Origin of the sequence: Mycolicibacterium septicum DSM 44393, from assembly GCF_000455325.1 — a bacterium.
Classification (GTDB): domain Bacteria; phylum Actinomycetota; class Actinomycetes; order Mycobacteriales; family Mycobacteriaceae; genus Mycobacterium; species Mycobacterium septicum.
In genome coordinates, this window is the sequence record NZ_HG322952.1 from 296,763 (window position 1) to 311,999 (window position 15,237).

Genomic DNA, 15,237 nt, shown 5'->3' on the forward strand with positions numbered 1-15,237 from the left:
CCCCGCCCCAGCCGCGCCGCCGACGGCGATCTCGGCAGCGAACTCGACGGCGCGATGCCCGAGCGGCCGCGGCGGCCTAGGCCGCCGCGCTCGGCTGAGCCGGGAAGCGGCGAGCCGCGCCGGAGGGTGCGGACCCAACCACGCGAACCACGCAAGCAGCCGCCGCCAGAGCGCCGTGACACCGGCTCGTTCGACGCCCCACGCGAGCGGCAGCAGCGACCGCGCCGCCGGTTCGACGACTACCAGCCGTTCGAGGATTCCTTCGAGCAGCCCAAGCAGGCACCCAACGGTTCCGGCCGCTCGACACACCATCCGGTGTCGCGGGTGCGGTACCGCGGTTCTGAGGACGAAGACCACCGCGTCGAGCACCGGACGCGGCCACGGTCATCCGCCAGGGGGCGTCACTCCTGGGATTACGACGACTGATCGACGGCTAGCGCCGATCAGGAGCGCGGCGGGCGGATCTCACGCGGCAGCGCGAACACCAACGTCTCGTTGGCGGTGGTCACCGTCTGCACGGTCCCATAGCCGTATTCGGCAAGCCGCTCGAGCACACCGCGCACCAACACCTCGGGCACCGATGCCCCGGAGGTGACGCCCACGGTGGTGACGCCCTCCAGCCAGGTCGGGTCGATGTCCTCGGCGTAGTCCACCAGATGGGCTGCCTGCGACCCTGCGCCGAGCGCCACCTCGACCAGCCGGACCGAGTTGGATGAGTTCTTCGAGCCGACCACGATCACCAGCTCGCATTCGGGCGCCATCGCCTTGACCGCGACCTGGCGGTTCTGGGTGGCGTAGCAGATGTCGTCACTCGGCGGATCCTGCAGCGTCGGGAACTTCTCGCGCAGCCGGCGCACGGTCTCCATGGTCTCGTCGACGCTCAGCGTCGTCTGCGACAACCAGATCACCTTGTTCTCGTCGCGCACGGTGACGTTGTCGACGGCGTCCGGATTGTCGACCACCTGGACATGGTCGGGTGCCTCACCGGCGGTGCCGACCACCTCCTCATGCCCGGTATGGCCGACGAGCAGGATGTCGTAGTCGTCGCGGGCGAACCGCTTGGCCTCGTTGTGGACCTTGGTGACCAGCGGGCAGGTGGCGTCGATGGTCCTCAGATTGCGCTCGGCGGCCTCGACGTGGACGGTCGGCGCGACACCGTGCGCCGAGAACACCACGATGGCCCCTTCGGGCACCTCGCTGGTCTCTTCGACGAAGACGGCACCGGCCTTGGCCAGCGTCTCGACGACGTGCACGTTGTGCACGATCTCGTGGCGCACATAGACCGGGGCGCCGTGCTTCTCCAGGGCGCGTTCCACGGTCTCGACCGCACGGTCCACACCGGCGCAGTACCCGCGGGGCTCGGCCAGCAGGACCCGTTTGCCGGAGACTTGTGAACCGCCGCCTGACCTCACCGAGATCGTGGCACCCGGGATACCCATGTTGATTGTCGGCGGCATGTCTCCAGGGTACGGGGCGACAATGCAACGGAGCCAGCCGTGGCTGTGGCTAGTCTGTGCACATGGGAACTGCACCGTACGGGGTCCGGCTGCTGGTGGGTGCGGCGGCGACCGCGATCGAGGAAACTCGCAAGCTGCCCCAAACCATCCTGACCTACCCCATGACGATGGCCAGCCAGGCGGCGAACCTCGTCATGCACGTCCAGCAGAACCTCGCTGAGCTGGTCGTCAAGGGCGACGAAACGCTGGGGCAGCTGTTTCCGCCCAAGGACGAGCAGCCCGAGTGGGCCACCTTCGACGAGGACCTCGACTCCGACTCCGAGGACGAGGACGAGGACGACGCGTCCGGCGACGGCGAGCGGCGCACCGAGGGGCGGTTCGCCCTGTACAGCACCGGAGAGCCCGAATCGGCCGCCGCGACGAACGGGAAGGCCGCGCGTGCCACCGCTGCGGGCGCGGAGCCCGATATCGCCGGCGAGCTCGGATACGACGCGCTGACGCTGGCGCAGCTTCGCGCCCGGCTGACCTCATTGCGGGTGGCCGACCTCGAGGCGCTGCTGGCCTATGAAGAAGCCGGCCGGGCCCGCGCACCGTTCGTGACGCTGCTCGCCAACAGGATCACCCGCGCGACCGCGAAGTGACCGAACCGGGTCAGTCACCGGAGAACCCCTGGCCGGTCCGCGCCGTGGCGACCCGCGTCGCCAAATGGATCGACCGGCTCGGCACGGTATGGGTCGAGGGACAGCTGACCGAACTCAAGGTCCGCCCGGACTCCAAGACCGTCTTCATGGTGCTGCGCGATCCGGCCGCGGACATGTCGCTGACGTTGACCTGCCCGCGCGATCTGGTGCGCAACGCCCCGGTCAAATTGACCGAGGGCACCCAGGTGATCATCTGCGGCAAGCCCAATTTCTACACCGGCCGCGGCACATTCTCGCTGCGGGTCAGCGAGATTCGCGCAGTCGGAATCGGTGAGTTGCTGGCGCGGATCGAGCGCCTGCGCCGGCTCCTGGAGGCCGAAGGGCTCTTCGACCCACGACTCAAGCGGCCAATCCCGTTCCTGCCCAACACCATCGGCCTGATCACCGGCCGCGCCTCGGCCGCCGAGCGTGATGTCACCACCGTCGCCGGCACTCGCTGGCCCGCGGTGCGCTTCGCGATCCGCAACACCATCGTGCAGGGGCCCAACGCGGTTCCGCAGATCGTAGACGCGCTGGCCGCCCTGGATGCCGACCCCGACGTCGACGTCATCGTCCTGGCCCGCGGCGGCGGCAGCGTGGAGGACCTGCTGCCGTTCTCCGACGAGACGCTGTGCCGGGCCATCGTGGCCTGCCGCACGCCGGTGGTCAGCGCGATCGGCCACGAACCCGACACTCCCCTGTCCGATCTGGTCGCCGACGTGCGCGCGGCCACCCCGACCGACGCGGCCAAACGGATCGTGCCCGACGCGGCCGCCGAACAGGCGCTGATCAACGATCTGCACAGGCGCAGCGCCCGCGCTCTGCGCAACTGGGTGCACCGCGAGCAGCACCACCTGGAGCAGTTGCGCAGCCGTCCGGTACTCGCGCAACCTCTCGCCGCGCTCACCGCGCGGGCGGACGAGATCGCGCGCGCCCGGGCCACCGCGCAACGCGACATCACCCGGCTCATCGCCGCGGAGGCCGACACCGTCGGCCACCTGTCGGCGCGGTTGACCGCACTCGGCCCGGCGGCGACGCTGGCCCGCGGGTATGCGGTGGTCCAGGCGGTCCCGGCGTCAGGGGCGCCGACAGTCCTGCGTTCAGTGGCCGACGCGCCGAACGGCACCCGATTGCGGGTGCGGGTGTCCGACGGCGTGATCTCGGCTGTCAGCGACGGTAGCGAATAGAGGGTGTGAGTATGAAGCCTATTAGTGAATTGGGCTACGAAGAGGCCCGTGACGAACTGATCGCCGTCGTGCAGCAGCTGGAGCAGGGCGGGCTTGACCTGGATGCTTCGCTCAACCTCTGGGAAAGAGGCGAGAAGCTGGCACAACGATGCGAGGAACACTTAGCCGGAGCTCGGCAGCGCGTCGAGCAGGCACTGGCTGCACGCGAGGCGGACGAATCTTGATCCAGCAACCATTTTTGCCGATCGCGCTCGAAACTGGAACCTGTTTCAGTTAAGCTGCCGGGCATGGGTGACGCATCTCTGACCACTGAACTCGGCCGCGTCCTGGTGACCGGTGGCTCCGGCTTCGTCGGCGCCAACCTGGTGACCGAGCTGCTCGACCGCGGATACACGGTGCGCTCGTTCGACCGCGCGCCGTCGCCGCTGGGCGATCACGCCGGCCTTGAGGTCATCGAGGGCGACATCTGCAACCCGGAGACCGTGGCCGCGGCCGTCAAGGACATCGACACGATCATTCACACCGCGGCGATCATCGACCTGATGGGCGGCGCCTCGGTCACCGAGGAGTACCGGCAGCGCAGCTTCGCCGTCAACGTCGAGGGCACCAAGAACCTGGTCCACGCGGGCCAGGCCGCCGGCGTCAAGCGCTTCGTCTACACCGCCTCCAACAGCGTGGTCATGGGCGGACAGGACATCGTCAACGGTGACGAGACCATGCCGTACACCAACCGGTTCAACGACCTGTACACCGAGACCAAGGTCGTGGCCGAGAAGTTCGTGCTCTCGCAGAACGGCGAGCAGGGCATGCTGACGTGTTCGATCCGGCCCAGCGGCATCTGGGGCCGCGGCGATCAGACCATGTTCCGCAAGGTGTTCGAGAACGTACTCGCCGGACACGTCAAGGTGCTCGTCGGCAACAAGAACATCAAGCTCGACAACTCCTACGTGCACAACCTGATCCACGGGTTCATCCTGGCCGGCCAGCACCTGGTCCCCGGTGGCACCGCGCCCGGTCAGGCCTACTTCATCAACGACGGCGAGCCGATCAACATGTTCGAGTTCGCCCGTCCGGTGATCGCGGCGTGCGGCCGCAAGCTGCCGACCTTCTACGTGTCAGGGCGCCTGGTGCACAAGGTGATGATGGCCTGGCAGTGGCTGCACTTCAAGTTCGGCCTCCCCCAGCCGTTGATCGAACCCCTTGCGGTGGAACGGCTTTACCTCAACAACTACTTCTCGATCGCCAAGGCCGGACGCGACCTGGGCTACCAGCCGCTGTTCACCACCGAGCAGGCCATGACCGAGTGCATGCCCTACTACGTCGACCTGTTCCACCAGATGGAGTCCGGCGACAAGCAGCCCGTCACCGCGTAGGCGGTCACGTCTCAGCGGTAGAGGTGCACCGGATGGTGCGTGGACTGTTCGATCCGTGCCGATGCGGCATGCAGTAGTTCGGTGCCCAGCGAGATGAGTGCACGGGCCGCCGCGATCTCCTCACCGATCATCGGCGCGCCGGGGTCTTTCGGGTTTCGGTAGGCGTCTCCGGTGGTGGATATCGTGTCGTCGCGCACCTGCGCCCGGACCGAGGCGTGGGTGTGGATCTCGTCTTCGGAGAACTCGATCTCGACGAGCCATTTGTTGGTCAGATCCTTGTCGTACATGTCAATCACCTTCCACCTCCAAGGGTGCGCCGGATACGTCCCGGACACCAGGCCGCAGCGTGATGAACAGGTGGCGCAGCATGGCCACGAAGGTCACTGCCCACACCGCCAGCGCGATCCAGCTCTCGACGTAGCCGATGCGTTCCACGATGGGTAGCTGGTCGGCCTGGCCGAGGTAGTAGCCGCCGACCCCGTACATCCCCAGCGGGAAGACCACGCTCCACAGGGTGGCGTCGTAGCGCAAGGGGACGCGATGGACCCAGTGGCGCCAGATTCCGGCAGCGATCAGCGGCGGAATCAGCCAGGTACCGAAGGCCCAGAAGAACACCGACGCTCCCGCGATCAGGCCACGAGTGGCTGCCACCATGGGCGCGTCCGCCATCTCGACGATCCGGGCACCGGCCACCACGGTGATGGCGGTGGCGCCCATCGCCACCCAGTACGACGGTGTCAGATCGGCAGGCCGCAACGGATACAGCAGCATCCGGATGGCCACGAACACACCCGCAGCCCCGTAGAGAAATATCCCGACCGACCACGAGAAGACCGCCAGCAACGCCAGTTCCGAACGGCCGGCGGCGATTTCGGGCTGTAGTGCCGCGGCCAGCACCGCGACGGACTGGCTGGCAACCACCCAGATGAACCAGGTGCCGTTGGCGCTCTGCAACACCGGCCGGGCGGCATGGCCGAGTACCGCCGTCCACGGCACCACGTAGCCCAACACCATCCAGGCCGCCCAACCGACCGCCAGGAGCGCGAACGCGAGCCCGTAATGGCCATCGGCGGCCAGCCGGGTGCCGACCACACAGGTGGCCGCCACAAAGGTGAACATGGCGAACGCGCGGCTCGGGTCGGTCAGGTCGGCCACGAATTCACGCCGGTAGACGACGATGCGCATGCCCGTCAGGGCCACCAGGACCAGATAGGCGATGCCCGCCACCCACAAGAGACCCACCGAAACCGCATGCGCACGGTGGTAATTCATCGCGATGGACATGATTCCGGTGGCCATGACGAGCGCGAAGTAACCGGGGTGCAGGGTGCGTACAGCCTCGCGTGCCGTCGGCTCACTCATGGCTCCGGTCATACCACCGCGCCGTCCGGCAAAAGCGTAAATTTCCGGCGACAGGCGGGCGAAGCGGCGCCCCGCACGTCGCCGAACGCCTAAGGTCGGAACCGGGTTGGGGTGGATCTGCACAGGCGAGGAGCCAACATGCCGAACGGCAAGCCGAACATTCTCGTGATCTGGGGCGATGACATCGGCATCAGCAACCTGAGTTGCTACAGCGACGGCCTGATGGGGTACCAGACCCCGAACATCGACCGCCTCGCCAGCGAGGGCATGCGGTTCACCGACTCCTATGGCGAGCAAAGTTGCACCGCCGGCCGCGCGGCGTTCATCAGTGGGCAGAGCGTCTATCGCACCGGAATGAGCAAAGTCGGCGTGCCCGGCGTGGACATCGGTTGGGCCGCAGAGGATCCCACCATCGCCGAGCTACTCAAGCCGCTCGGGTACGCGACCGGCCAGTTCGGCAAGAACCACTTCGGCGACCTCAACAAATACCTGCCGACCGTTCACGGCTTCGACGAGTTCTACGGCAACCTCTACCACCTCAACGCCGAGGAAGAACCCGAGAACTTCGACTACCCGCACGAGGATCGGTACCCGCGGCTCTACCAGCTGGCCAAGCCGCGTGGCGTGCTCAAGTGCAAGGCCACCACCGACGTGTCCACCGAACCGGACGACCCGAAGTTCGGGCCCGTCGGCAAGCAGACCATCGAGGACACCGGCCCGCTGAACACCAAGCGGATGGAGACCATCGACGAGGACATCGCCGACTCCACGGTCGACTACATCAAGCGTCAGCATGCGGAGGGCAATCCGTTCTTCGTGTGGTGCAACTTCACCCACATGCACCTCTACACCCACACCAAGCCGGAGAGCCGTGGGCAGGCCGGGCTGTGGCAGTCGCCGTACCACGACACGATGATCGACCACGACCGCAACGTGGGCACCGTGCTGAACGTGCTCGACGAGCTCGGCATCGCCGAGGACACCATCGTCATCTACTCCACCGACAACGGCCCGCACCGCAACACCTGGCCCGACGGCGGCACCACCCCGTTCCGCAGCGAGAAGAACACCAACTGGGAGGGCGCTTTCCGGATTCCCGAGCTGATCCGCTGGCCCGGGAAGATCAAGTCCGGCTCGGTCTCCAACGAGATCATCCAGCACCACGACTGGCTGCCCACCCTGTTGGCCGCCGCGGGCGATCCCGACATCGCGGAGAAGCTCAAGACGGGCCACAAAGCCGGCGCCGACGGCGAGACCGAGTACAAGGTTCACATCGACGGGTACAACCTGTTGCCGTACCTGACCGGCGAGGTCGACACCAGCCCCCGGCGTGGGTTCTTCTATTTCTCCGACGACGGGGACCTGGTGGCGCTGCGGTTCGAGAACTGGAAGATCGTCTTCGCCGAACAGCGGTGCCAGGGCACCCTGCGGGTCTGGGCCGAGCCGTTCACGCCGCTACGCGTGCCGAAATTGTTCAACCTGCGCACCGACCCGTACGAGTTCGCCGACATCACGTCGAACACCTACTACGAATGGCTGTTGCGGCACGACTTCTTCGTGTTCTACGCGACCGCGATGGCGACGAAGTTCCTTGAGACGTTCAAGGACTTCCCGCCTCGGCATGCACCGGCCAGCTTCAGCGTGGATCAAGCCGTCGAGAAGTTGCACGAGTTCCTGGCCAAGGACTGACCCGGCTCGAATTGAGTATTCGCTGAGAGACGCGCGAGATCGTCCTCCGCTCCGCCGTGGGCGCATAACGTCGGGCTAGGTCGGGAGGACTGGCAGCAGGCGCGACAACCGCATCCGATACGAAAGCGAGGCCTGGCACATGCCCAACAACCAACCCAACATCCTGGTCATCTGGGGTGACGACATCGGGATCAGCAATCTGTCCTGCTACAGCATGGGGCTGATGGGCTACCGAACGCCCAACATCGACCGCATCGCCAAGGAAGGCATGCTGTTCACCGATTCCTACGGCGAGCAGAGCTGTACGGCCGGGCGGTCGTCGTTCATCACCGGCCAGAGTGTGTACCGCACAGGGCTGTCCAAGGTCGGCATGCCCGGCGTGGACGTCGGAATGTCCCCCGAAGACCCGACGATCGCATCGCTGCTGAAACCGCTCGGCTACGCCACCGGGCAGTTCGGCAAGAACCATCTCGGTGACCTCAACCAGTATCTGCCGACCAATCACGGCTTCGACGAGTTCTTCGGCAACCTGTACCACCTCAACGCCGAAGAGGAGCCGGAGCACCCCGACTACCCGACCGAAGAAGAAGCCCCCAATCTGCGCAGGAAGATGCTGCCGCGCGGTGTGGTCCATTCCTGGGCGACCGAGGAGGAGTCTGACGAGGTCGACGAGCGCTTCGGTCCGGTAGGCAAACAACGCATCGAAGACACCGGACCGCTGTCCAAGAAACGCATGGAGACCATCGACGACGAGACGACGTCGGCCTGCATCGACTTCATCCGGCGCCAAAAGGAGGCGGATACACCGTTCTTCGTCTGGATGAACACCACCCACATGCACTTCCGGACGCATACCAAGCCCGAAAGCGTCGGCCAGGCCGGGCGCTGGCAGTCCGGCTACCACGACACGATGGTCGACCACGACCGCAACGTGGGCCAATTGCTCGACGCGCTCGACGAGTTGGGGCTGGCCGAGGACACCATCGTCATCTACTCGACTGACAACGGTCCGCACGCCAACACCTGGCCCGATGGTGCGACGACTCCGTTCCGCAGTGAGAAGAACACCAACTGGGAAGGCGCGTTCCGCATCCCGGAGCTGATCCGCTGGCCCGGAAAGATCGAAGCCGGCAGTGTCTCCAACGAGATCGTCCAGCATCACGACTGGCTGCCGACCTTCCTGGCCGCCGCCGGTGACGCCGACATCGTCGAGAAGCTCAAGAAGGGCTACAAGGCCGGGGACACGAAGTACAAGGTCCACATCGACGGCTTCAACCTGCTGCCGTATCTCACCGGCGAGGTCGACAAGAGCCCTCGCCGCGGATTGATCTACTTCTCCGACGACTGCGACGTACTCGGTGTGCGCATCGACAACTGGAAGGTCGTGTTCATGGAGCAGCGCTGCAAGGGCACGCTGCAGATCTGGTTCGAGCCGTTCACGCCGCTGCGCGCGCCGAAACTGTTCAACCTGCGCACCGACCCCTACGAGCGCGCGGACATCACCTCAAACACCTACTGGGACTGGTGGTTCGAACACGACTACCTCGCCCTCATGGCCAACGCTTTGGTCACCCAGTTCCTTGAGACCTTCAAGGAGTTTCCACCGCGCCGCGAACCGGCATCGTTCACCATCAGCAACGCAGTCGATCAACTCCACAACTTCCTCGAACGCATGGGCGGCTGAGTTGGGAGTTCTCGATTCCTGGAACGACGGCTCCACGAAGTCGGCGATCGTCGACTTCGTGGGCCGCGTCACCACCGACGGTCCGGATTTCGTTGCGCCGGAAGCCCGTATCGCGGTATTCGACAACGACGGAACCCTGTGGTGCGAGAAGCCGGCCTACATCCAGTTGGACTTCCTGGTGCGCCGGCTGGCCGAGCAGGCGGCCGCCGACCCGGCGCTGGCAGCCGAGCAGCCCTATCAGGCCGCGGCCGCCGGCGATCTGGGCTGGTTCGGCGATGCCGTCACCAGGCATTACAACGGTGACGACTCGGCCCTGAAAATCCTTGCTGGCGGCATACTTTCGGCCTACGCCGGAATGTCTGTCGAGGATCACGCCGACCAGATCAAGGCGTTCTTCGCCGAGGCGCAGCACCCGACGCTGGGTCGTCCGTACACCGCGTGCGGCTATCTGCCGATGGTCGAGTTGCTGCGTTATCTGGAGACCAACGGCTTCACGAACTACATCGTCTCCGGAGGCGGCCGTGATTTCATGCGCCCGGTGACGACACAGATGTACGGCGTCCCCCCAGAGCGGGTGATCGGCAGTTCGGTGGGGCTGGATTTCGTCGACGGCCAGCTCAAGACGACGGCCACCCCGGAATTCCTCAACGACGGTCCGGTCAAGGCAGTGCGTATCTGGGGGCGCGTCGGGCGTCGGCCGATCTTCGCGGCGGGCAACTCCAACGGCGATATCCAGATGCTCGAATACGCCGGCGGCGGGACGAGCCCGTCGTTGGGTCTGCTGGTGCGCCACGACGACGCCGAACGCGAATTCGACTACACCGCAGGCGCGGACAACGCGCTGGGGCTGGCCGCCGACCGCGGCTGGGCGGTGGCAAGCATGCGTGACGATTGGACGACGGTCTTTGACTGAGTTCGCACTGAGATCATCGACTCTGCGTCCAGTGCGCAAAAGTGCGAGTAAACCTCGCCCTCACCGCAGAGTCGATGCATGACGGCGTCCGATCTGGTCTGGATTCCGGCACAGACGGCGGTCCTCGGCTCTGATGCGCATTACCCCGAGGAGGCGCCGGCGCGGGAGGTCGCCACCTCGGGGTTCTGGATCCAGCGCCATCAGGTGACCAACGCCGAGTATGGCGAATTCGTGGACGCCACCGGCTACGTCACCGTCGCCGAACGTCCGGTGAACCCGGACGACTTCCCGGGCGCCCCACCGGAAAACCTGGTTCCCGGCTCGATGGTCTTCCAGCGCACCGCGGGCCCGGTGGACCTGCGGCACCTCAACCAGTGGTGGGCATGGACGCCGGGAGCGTGCTGGAATCACCCCCGCGGGCCCCGGTCGTCGCTGAAGGGACGCGAGCAGCATCCCGTGGTGCACATCGCATTTGACGACGCCGCCGCGTACGCGGACTGGGCCGGCCTCGACCTGCCGACCGAGGCCGAGTGGGAGACGGCGGCCCGCGGTGGGGTCTCCGGCGCCGCCTACACGTGGGGCGACGAGCCCGAGCAACCCGGACAGCACCTCGCGAACTACTGGCACGGCGAGTTCCCTTATCTGCCCGACACCGGTTACGGCACAACGAAACCGGTCGGCAGCTTCGAGCCCAACGGATACGGCCTGTTCGACATGGCAGGCAATGTCTGGGAGTGGACCACGGACTGGTACGGCGAGGATCGGGCCACCACACCGTGTTGCGCGGCGGACACCTACGACCCGAACCAGCCGCAGTTCCAGATCGGGCGCAGGGTGATCAAGGGCGGCTCGTTCCTGTGTGCCGACAGCTACTGCATGCGGTACCGACCCGCCGCGCGGCGGCCCCAGATGGTGGATACGGGTATGAGCCACATCGGCTTTCGGTGTGTGCGCCGCGCCGATTAGGGCTGGGTCTCACCGAACGCCGGGGCGACGAATCGCCGTAAAGTCTCCTGCTCGGCGGCCTCGTCGGCACCCGGCCAGACCAGCAGGGACAGCACCAGGCGCACGATCCATGCCGCGGCCGCGGGGTCGTCCTCGCCCAGACCGGTGAGTTCGGTGGCGAATGCGGCAGGCACCGGCGATTGCGTCAGGTCCGCCATCGCGCCGCCGCCGCGTAGTGACCCGAGGAGCAGATCGAACATCGGATCGGCTCGAATACGGTGCAGTGCAACGGTGACGGCGGTCAACACCCGCTGCGCTCCGGTCAGCCCGTCGACCGCTCGACGCACCTCCCCCACAATCGAAGCGGCCAACCTCGCCAGCACGGCGTCGCGGATCTGCGTCTTGCCGCCGGCATGCCGGTAGACCGTCGCACGCGAGCAGTGCACCCGGGCCGCCAGCGCATCGATGTCCAGCGCGTCCAGCCCATCGCGGGCCGCCATCTCCGCCGCCGCGGTGTAGATGCGCTCGGCAGCCTCGACACGTCGGTCGCCCCCGACCAACCAGTCCGTGCGCCCGGGAGACATGGCGGCCAATCTATCGCATTATGAGACAAAATTCCGAATAATTCTCACTCGCTCCGCAGGTCACCGCACCGCAGTGAGACGCGTGCGCGCCGCCAGTCCAGTCGGCCAATATCAACATCTCCCGACCTCGTTGACTCCCCCGAAATCGCCAGCCAACCTGGGCAAATGCTTCTGGCACACGAACTGTTCGACCCGGCCTGCCTACAGGATCCATACCCCCTGTACTCCCGGATGCGGGCGGCTGCCCCGGTGCAGCGGATCGCCGACTCACCGTTCTTCGTAGCGTGCACATTCGACGCCGTCGTCGAGGCCACGGCCCGGGTCGACGACTTCTCGTCGAATCTCACTGCCACCATGTGGCACCAGTCCGACGGCACGGTGACCCGATTCGCGATGGAGCCGCCCAGCGGCGCCACCCACGTGCTCGCCACGGCGGACGACCCGCTGCATGCCACCCAACGCAAGATGGTGCTTCCCCGGCTGGCGGCCCGGCGGATAGCCGCACTGGAACCGTTCATCGCCGAAACCGCCGCCGACCTGCTGACCGCGGCCGGCCGGGAGTTCGACTGGATGGCCGTGATGGCGGACCGGTTGCCGATGCTTGTCGTCGCGAAGCTGCTCGGACTCCCCGCCGAGGACGTCGACCGGTTGGTGACCTGGGCTTATGCCAGCACTCAACTGCTGGACGGGCTGGTCGACTCCGAGCAGCTGAAAGCGTCGGGGATCGCGGCTGTCGAGCTCGGCGGATACCTCTTCGAACGGTTCGATGCAGAAGCGGCAAACCCCGGCGAAAACCTGATGGGCGATTTCGCGCAGTACTGCGCGACCGAGAAGATCAGCCGCGAGACTGCGGCACTGATCCTCATCCAATTGGTCGCTGCCGGCGCGGAGTCCACCGCGTCACTGCTGGGCAGCGCGGTGCAGATACTGGCCCAACGGCCCGACCTGGCCGACCGGCTGCGCCGCGAGCCCAACCTGGTCGCCGCGTTCCTGGAGGAGGTGTTGCGATACGAGTCGCCATTTCGGGGCCACTACCGACACGTGCTGGCCGATACCGAGCTGGCCGGCGTCACACTGCCCGCGGGCTCGCACCTGCTGCTGTTGTGGGGGTCGGCCAACCGCGACCCGAAGGCGTTCGAAGCAGCGGATGAATTCCGGCTCGATCGAGGAAACGCCAAGACTCACTTGACATTCGGAAAGGGTGCCCACTTCTGCGTGGGCGCAGCACTGGCCCGCACCGAGGCCCGGACAGTGGTTTCGCACCTGCTGTCGGCCAGCATCAGCATCCAGCCCGCGGGCGACGCCGAATGGCAACCCAGCCTGTTGGTACGCCGGCTACGCCGGCTTCCGCTGAGCGTGCGCTGAACTGGTCAGAACTCAGGCGGCTTGCGCAGCGAGCGCGATGCTGTCGTCGTCGACGAACACGAGCCCGCCGTCGTCTAGGTTGACTGCCCACCGGCGTGCCGGTTCGACAATTCGCTCCCCGGCGACCTCGACCGCGGTCCCGGCCAAGTCGGCGAAATCTTCGACGACAATGCCGTGCAATTCGTCGTCAGTTCCCGGATAAACGATCACCGAGGAACCCACAGCAACTTCTTCGGCAATTTCGCCAGAGTCGCTGTCGTTAACCCCCGTCACGACATCTTCGGACATCCCACACCTCCCCAATTACTGACGCGTGCAACCGAGTACATCACAAACGCCTGCGATTGGCTCACTTTCACCGATACCTACAGCCACACCTTGCATACGTCTCGGGCAAATTTCCAAATCCGATAACGACGACCGTTCCGGCAAATGCATCACAGTGGGACGTGCCGCGTGACCCCGGTCACGCTTATCCGCCGACAGTGCCACTGATCAATGCTTTTGAGGCAACCGCAGCAACATTCGCCTTCTCCGGCTCTCCCCCAGTAAGGCGGCTGCGTGCTGGTTGCTGAGCACCCCCGGGCGAACGGTCCGCCAAAACCGCCCGGACCCCGTCGGGATCGCGGTGACACACACCACATCCACGTTCGCTAGTGTTGCAACACGTTCTAGCGAGGAGGCCTATGTCCGACGCTGTTTTGGTTACCGGAGCGTTCGGTTTGGTGGGCTCGGCGGTCGTGAAGACGCTGGCTGCCGGCGGACGCACGGTGGTCGCGACCGATCTCGACGTCCCCGGAAACCGCAAGGCCGCCGCCGCTCTGCCGGCCTCCGTAGAGGTGCGCTGGGCGGATCTGACCGACGCCGCCGCCGTCGACGCACTCGTGGCTGCGGTCGCTCCGGCCGCGATCATCCACCTCGCCGCGATCATCCCGCCGTTCTGCTACATGCGTCGCGGGCTGGCCCGGAAGGTGAACGTCGAGGCCACCGCATCGCTGCTGCGCGCCGCCGAGGCCCAGCCCACACCGCCCCGGTTCGTCCAGGCCTCCAGCATCGCGGTCTACGGCGCCCGCAACCCGCACCACATCGACGATGTGCTGACCCCCGACACCCCGGTCAACCCGTCCGACATCTACGGCGCCCACAAGGTCGAGGCCGAAGGCCTGGTCAGGGCCTCGAAGCTGGACTGGCTGATCCTGCGACTCGGTGGGGTGATGAGCTCCGAGTTCAGCCTCGGCATCGACGTCGACCTCATCTCGTTCGAGAGCGTGCTGCCCGCCGACGGGCGGCTGCAGACCGTCGACGTGCGCGATGTGGCGGCAGCGTTCGTCGCGGCCACCACGGTCCCGACGGAGACCGCCAACCACGAGGTGCTGCTGATCGGCGGCGACGCCGAAACGCACCGGCACATCCAGTCCGCGGTCGGTTCGCAAGCGGCTGCCGCGATGGGGATCAAGGGCGGCCTGCCGATCGGCCGGCCCGGCAACCCCGACGACGACACCGCCTGGTTCGCCACCGACTGGATGGACACCCGCCGCTCGCAGGAAGCGCTCGGGTTCCAGCATCACTCGTGGCCACAGCTGCTGGCAGACACCAGGGCGAACGCCGGGTTCAAGCGTTTCCCGATCGGCCTGGCGGCACCCCTGATCCGCGCGTTCCTGCGGTCCAAGTCCGCGTACAAGGACTATCCCGGGCAGCTGGCCGACCCCTGGAACGCCATCGACAAGAAGTGGGGCGATCATCGCGCCGACGAGCGCTCGCGCGAGGAGCATGACACAGACGGGAGTCAGGCATGAGCACCCAACGCGTCGCGATCGTCATCGGCGGGGCCTCAGGAATCGGGTGGGCCAGCGCGCAGGCCCTGGCCGCCGACGGCTGCCGCATCGTGGTGGCCGACCGTGACGCTGACGGCGCCGCAGCCCGGGCTTCCGAACTCGGTGCACCGCACACCAGCTTCTGCACCGAGTCCTCGTCGGTGACGTCGGCGTAGGAGCTGGG

General features: G+C 66.4%; 15 protein-coding genes and 2 pseudogenes. 12 read left to right on the forward strand and 5 right to left on the reverse strand.

What is annotated here, in order from left to right:
* Nucleotides 1-426, forward strand: a pseudogene (locus tag TX88_RS35265) (DUF6542 domain-containing protein); the annotation flags it as partial.
* A gap of 17 nt (nt 427-443) precedes the next feature.
* On the opposite strand, the gene TX88_RS21345 reads toward TX88_RS35265, so the two are convergent.
* Nucleotides 444-1,457: a 4-hydroxy-3-methylbut-2-enyl diphosphate reductase gene (locus TX88_RS21345; protein ID WP_044519917.1), complete on the reverse strand. Its 1,014-nt coding sequence runs from the start codon at nt 1,455-1,457 to the stop codon at nt 444-446.
* A 62-nt stretch (nt 1,458-1,519) separates the two neighbouring features.
* Here TX88_RS21345 and TX88_RS21350 point away from each other — a divergent pair, with 62 nt between their 5' ends.
* From TX88_RS21350 to TX88_RS21365, 4 genes are all read left to right on the forward strand, one after another.
* Nucleotides 1,520-2,098 carry a lipid droplet-associated protein gene (locus TX88_RS21350; RefSeq protein WP_044519918.1) on the forward strand — a complete coding sequence of 193 codons (579 nt, stop codon included), beginning with the start codon at nt 1,520-1,522 and terminating at the stop codon, nt 2,096-2,098.
* Nucleotides 2,095-3,324, forward strand: a complete 1,230-nt coding sequence (gene xseA, locus TX88_RS21355) for an exodeoxyribonuclease VII large subunit (RefSeq protein WP_044519919.1) — start codon at nt 2,095-2,097, stop codon at nt 3,322-3,324. Before TX88_RS21350 ends, xseA begins: the two co-directional genes overlap by 4 nt.
* An 11-nt stretch (nt 3,325-3,335) precedes the next feature.
* The gene (locus tag TX88_RS21360) at nt 3,336-3,548 is read left to right on the forward strand and encodes an exodeoxyribonuclease VII small subunit (protein WP_036450687.1); all 213 of its coding nucleotides are present in this window, start codon (nt 3,336-3,338) and stop codon (nt 3,546-3,548) included.
* A gap of 63 nt (nt 3,549-3,611) precedes the next feature.
* Nucleotides 3,612-4,697, forward strand: coding sequence for a 3-beta-hydroxysteroid dehydrogenase (locus tag TX88_RS21365; protein WP_044519920.1), 1,086 nt, complete (start codon nt 3,612-3,614; stop codon nt 4,695-4,697).
* Nucleotides 4,698-4,708: 11 nt separating this feature from the next.
* On the opposite strand, the gene TX88_RS21370 is transcribed toward TX88_RS21365, so the two are convergent.
* Both TX88_RS21370 and TX88_RS21375 read right to left on the reverse strand, forming a co-directional pair.
* Entirely contained in the window at nt 4,709-4,984 is a 276-nt protein-coding gene (locus TX88_RS21370) for a DUF1876 domain-containing protein (RefSeq protein ID WP_044519921.1), read from the reverse strand.
* 1 nt (nt 4,985) lies between these two features.
* Nucleotides 4,986-6,059 (reverse strand): tellurite resistance/C4-dicarboxylate transporter family protein, encoded by a 1,074-nt coding sequence (locus TX88_RS21375; protein ID WP_044521549.1) that lies wholly within the window; start codon nt 6,057-6,059, stop codon nt 4,986-4,988.
* Nucleotides 6,060-6,197: 138 nt separating this feature from the next.
* On the opposite strand from TX88_RS21375, the gene TX88_RS21380 reads away from it, so the two are divergent.
* The 4 genes from TX88_RS21380 to TX88_RS21395 all read left to right on the forward strand — a co-directional run bounded on the left by TX88_RS21380 (nt 6,198) and on the right by TX88_RS21395 (nt 11,311).
* Nucleotides 6,198-7,748, forward strand: coding sequence for an arylsulfatase (locus TX88_RS21380; protein WP_044521551.1), 1,551 nt, complete (start codon nt 6,198-6,200; stop codon nt 7,746-7,748).
* Between the two features lie 139 nt (nt 7,749-7,887).
* Nucleotides 7,888-9,432, forward strand: a complete 1,545-nt coding sequence (locus TX88_RS21385; protein WP_044519922.1) for an arylsulfatase — start codon at nt 7,888-7,890, stop codon at nt 9,430-9,432.
* 1 nt (nt 9,433) lies between these two features.
* Nucleotides 9,434-10,345, forward strand: a complete 912-nt coding sequence (locus tag TX88_RS21390; protein WP_044519923.1) for an HAD family hydrolase — start codon at nt 9,434-9,436, stop codon at nt 10,343-10,345.
* A 78-nt stretch (nt 10,346-10,423) separates the two neighbouring features.
* Nucleotides 10,424-11,311 (forward strand): formylglycine-generating enzyme family protein, encoded by an 888-nt coding sequence (locus tag TX88_RS21395; RefSeq protein WP_044519924.1) that lies wholly within the window; start codon nt 10,424-10,426, stop codon nt 11,309-11,311.
* Here the strand turns inward: TX88_RS21395 and TX88_RS21400 are convergent.
* A complete protein-coding gene (locus tag TX88_RS21400) occupies nt 11,308-11,874 on the reverse strand; it encodes a TetR/AcrR family transcriptional regulator (RefSeq protein ID WP_044519925.1) in 567 nt (188 codons plus the stop codon). The two genes, TX88_RS21395 and TX88_RS21400, sit on opposite strands and share 4 nt — an antisense overlap.
* A 165-nt stretch (nt 11,875-12,039) precedes the next feature.
* On the opposite strand from TX88_RS21400, the gene TX88_RS21405 reads away from it, so the two are divergent.
* Nucleotides 12,040-13,239: a cytochrome P450 gene (locus TX88_RS21405; protein WP_044519926.1), complete on the forward strand. Its 1,200-nt coding sequence runs from the start codon at nt 12,040-12,042 to the stop codon at nt 13,237-13,239.
* 12 nt (nt 13,240-13,251) lie between these two features.
* On the opposite strand, the gene TX88_RS21410 is transcribed toward TX88_RS21405, so the two are convergent.
* Nucleotides 13,252-13,527, reverse strand: a complete 276-nt coding sequence (locus TX88_RS21410; protein WP_210743053.1) for a hypothetical protein — start codon at nt 13,525-13,527, stop codon at nt 13,252-13,254.
* A 398-nt stretch (nt 13,528-13,925) separates the two neighbouring features.
* Between TX88_RS21410 and TX88_RS21415 the strand changes: the two genes are divergently transcribed.
* Together TX88_RS21415 and TX88_RS21420 are read left to right on the forward strand one after the other, a co-directional pair.
* Entirely contained in the window at nt 13,926-15,035 is a 1,110-nt protein-coding gene (locus TX88_RS21415; RefSeq protein ID WP_044519928.1) for a cholesterol dehydrogenase/isomerase, read from the forward strand.
* Nucleotides 15,032-15,193 (forward strand): annotated as a pseudogene (locus tag TX88_RS21420) (SDR family NAD(P)-dependent oxidoreductase); the annotation flags it as partial. The gene TX88_RS21415 and the pseudogene TX88_RS21420, both read left to right, overlap by 4 nt.
* Nucleotides 15,194-15,237 lie beyond the last annotated feature (44 nt).

Bases quoted from the DNA above. Each gene is read 5' to 3' on its own strand.
- TX88_RS21380 (WP_044521551.1), top strand. From the start codon at position 6,198: ATGCCGAACGGCAAGCCGAACATTCTCGTGATCTGGGGCGATGACATC.
- TX88_RS21350 (WP_044519918.1), top strand. From the start codon at position 1,520: ATGGGAACTGCACCGTACGGGGTCCGGCTGCTGGTGGGTGCGGCGGCG.
- TX88_RS21375 (WP_044521549.1), bottom strand. From the start codon at position 6,059: ATGAGTGAGCCGACGGCACGCGAGGCTGTACGCACCCTGCACCCCGGT.
- TX88_RS21400 (WP_044519925.1), bottom strand. From the start codon at position 11,874: ATGTCTCCCGGGCGCACGGACTGGTTGGTCGGGGGCGACCGACGTGTC.
- TX88_RS21365 (WP_044519920.1), top strand. From the start codon at position 3,612: ATGGGTGACGCATCTCTGACCACTGAACTCGGCCGCGTCCTGGTGACC.
- TX88_RS21405 (WP_044519926.1), top strand. From the start codon at position 12,040: ATGCTTCTGGCACACGAACTGTTCGACCCGGCCTGCCTACAGGATCCA.
- TX88_RS21410 (WP_210743053.1), bottom strand. From the start codon at position 13,527: ATGTCCGAAGATGTCGTGACGGGGGTTAACGACAGCGACTCTGGCGAA.
- TX88_RS21370 (WP_044519921.1), bottom strand. From the start codon at position 4,984: ATGTACGACAAGGATCTGACCAACAAATGGCTCGTCGAGATCGAGTTC.
- TX88_RS21385 (WP_044519922.1), top strand. From the start codon at position 7,888: ATGCCCAACAACCAACCCAACATCCTGGTCATCTGGGGTGACGACATC.
- TX88_RS21345 (WP_044519917.1), bottom strand. From the start codon at position 1,457: ATGCCGCCGACAATCAACATGGGTATCCCGGGTGCCACGATCTCGGTG.
- TX88_RS21395 (WP_044519924.1), top strand. From the start codon at position 10,424: ATGACGGCGTCCGATCTGGTCTGGATTCCGGCACAGACGGCGGTCCTC.
- TX88_RS21360 (WP_036450687.1), top strand. From the start codon at position 3,336: ATGAAGCCTATTAGTGAATTGGGCTACGAAGAGGCCCGTGACGAACTG.
- TX88_RS21415 (WP_044519928.1), top strand. From the start codon at position 13,926: ATGTCCGACGCTGTTTTGGTTACCGGAGCGTTCGGTTTGGTGGGCTCG.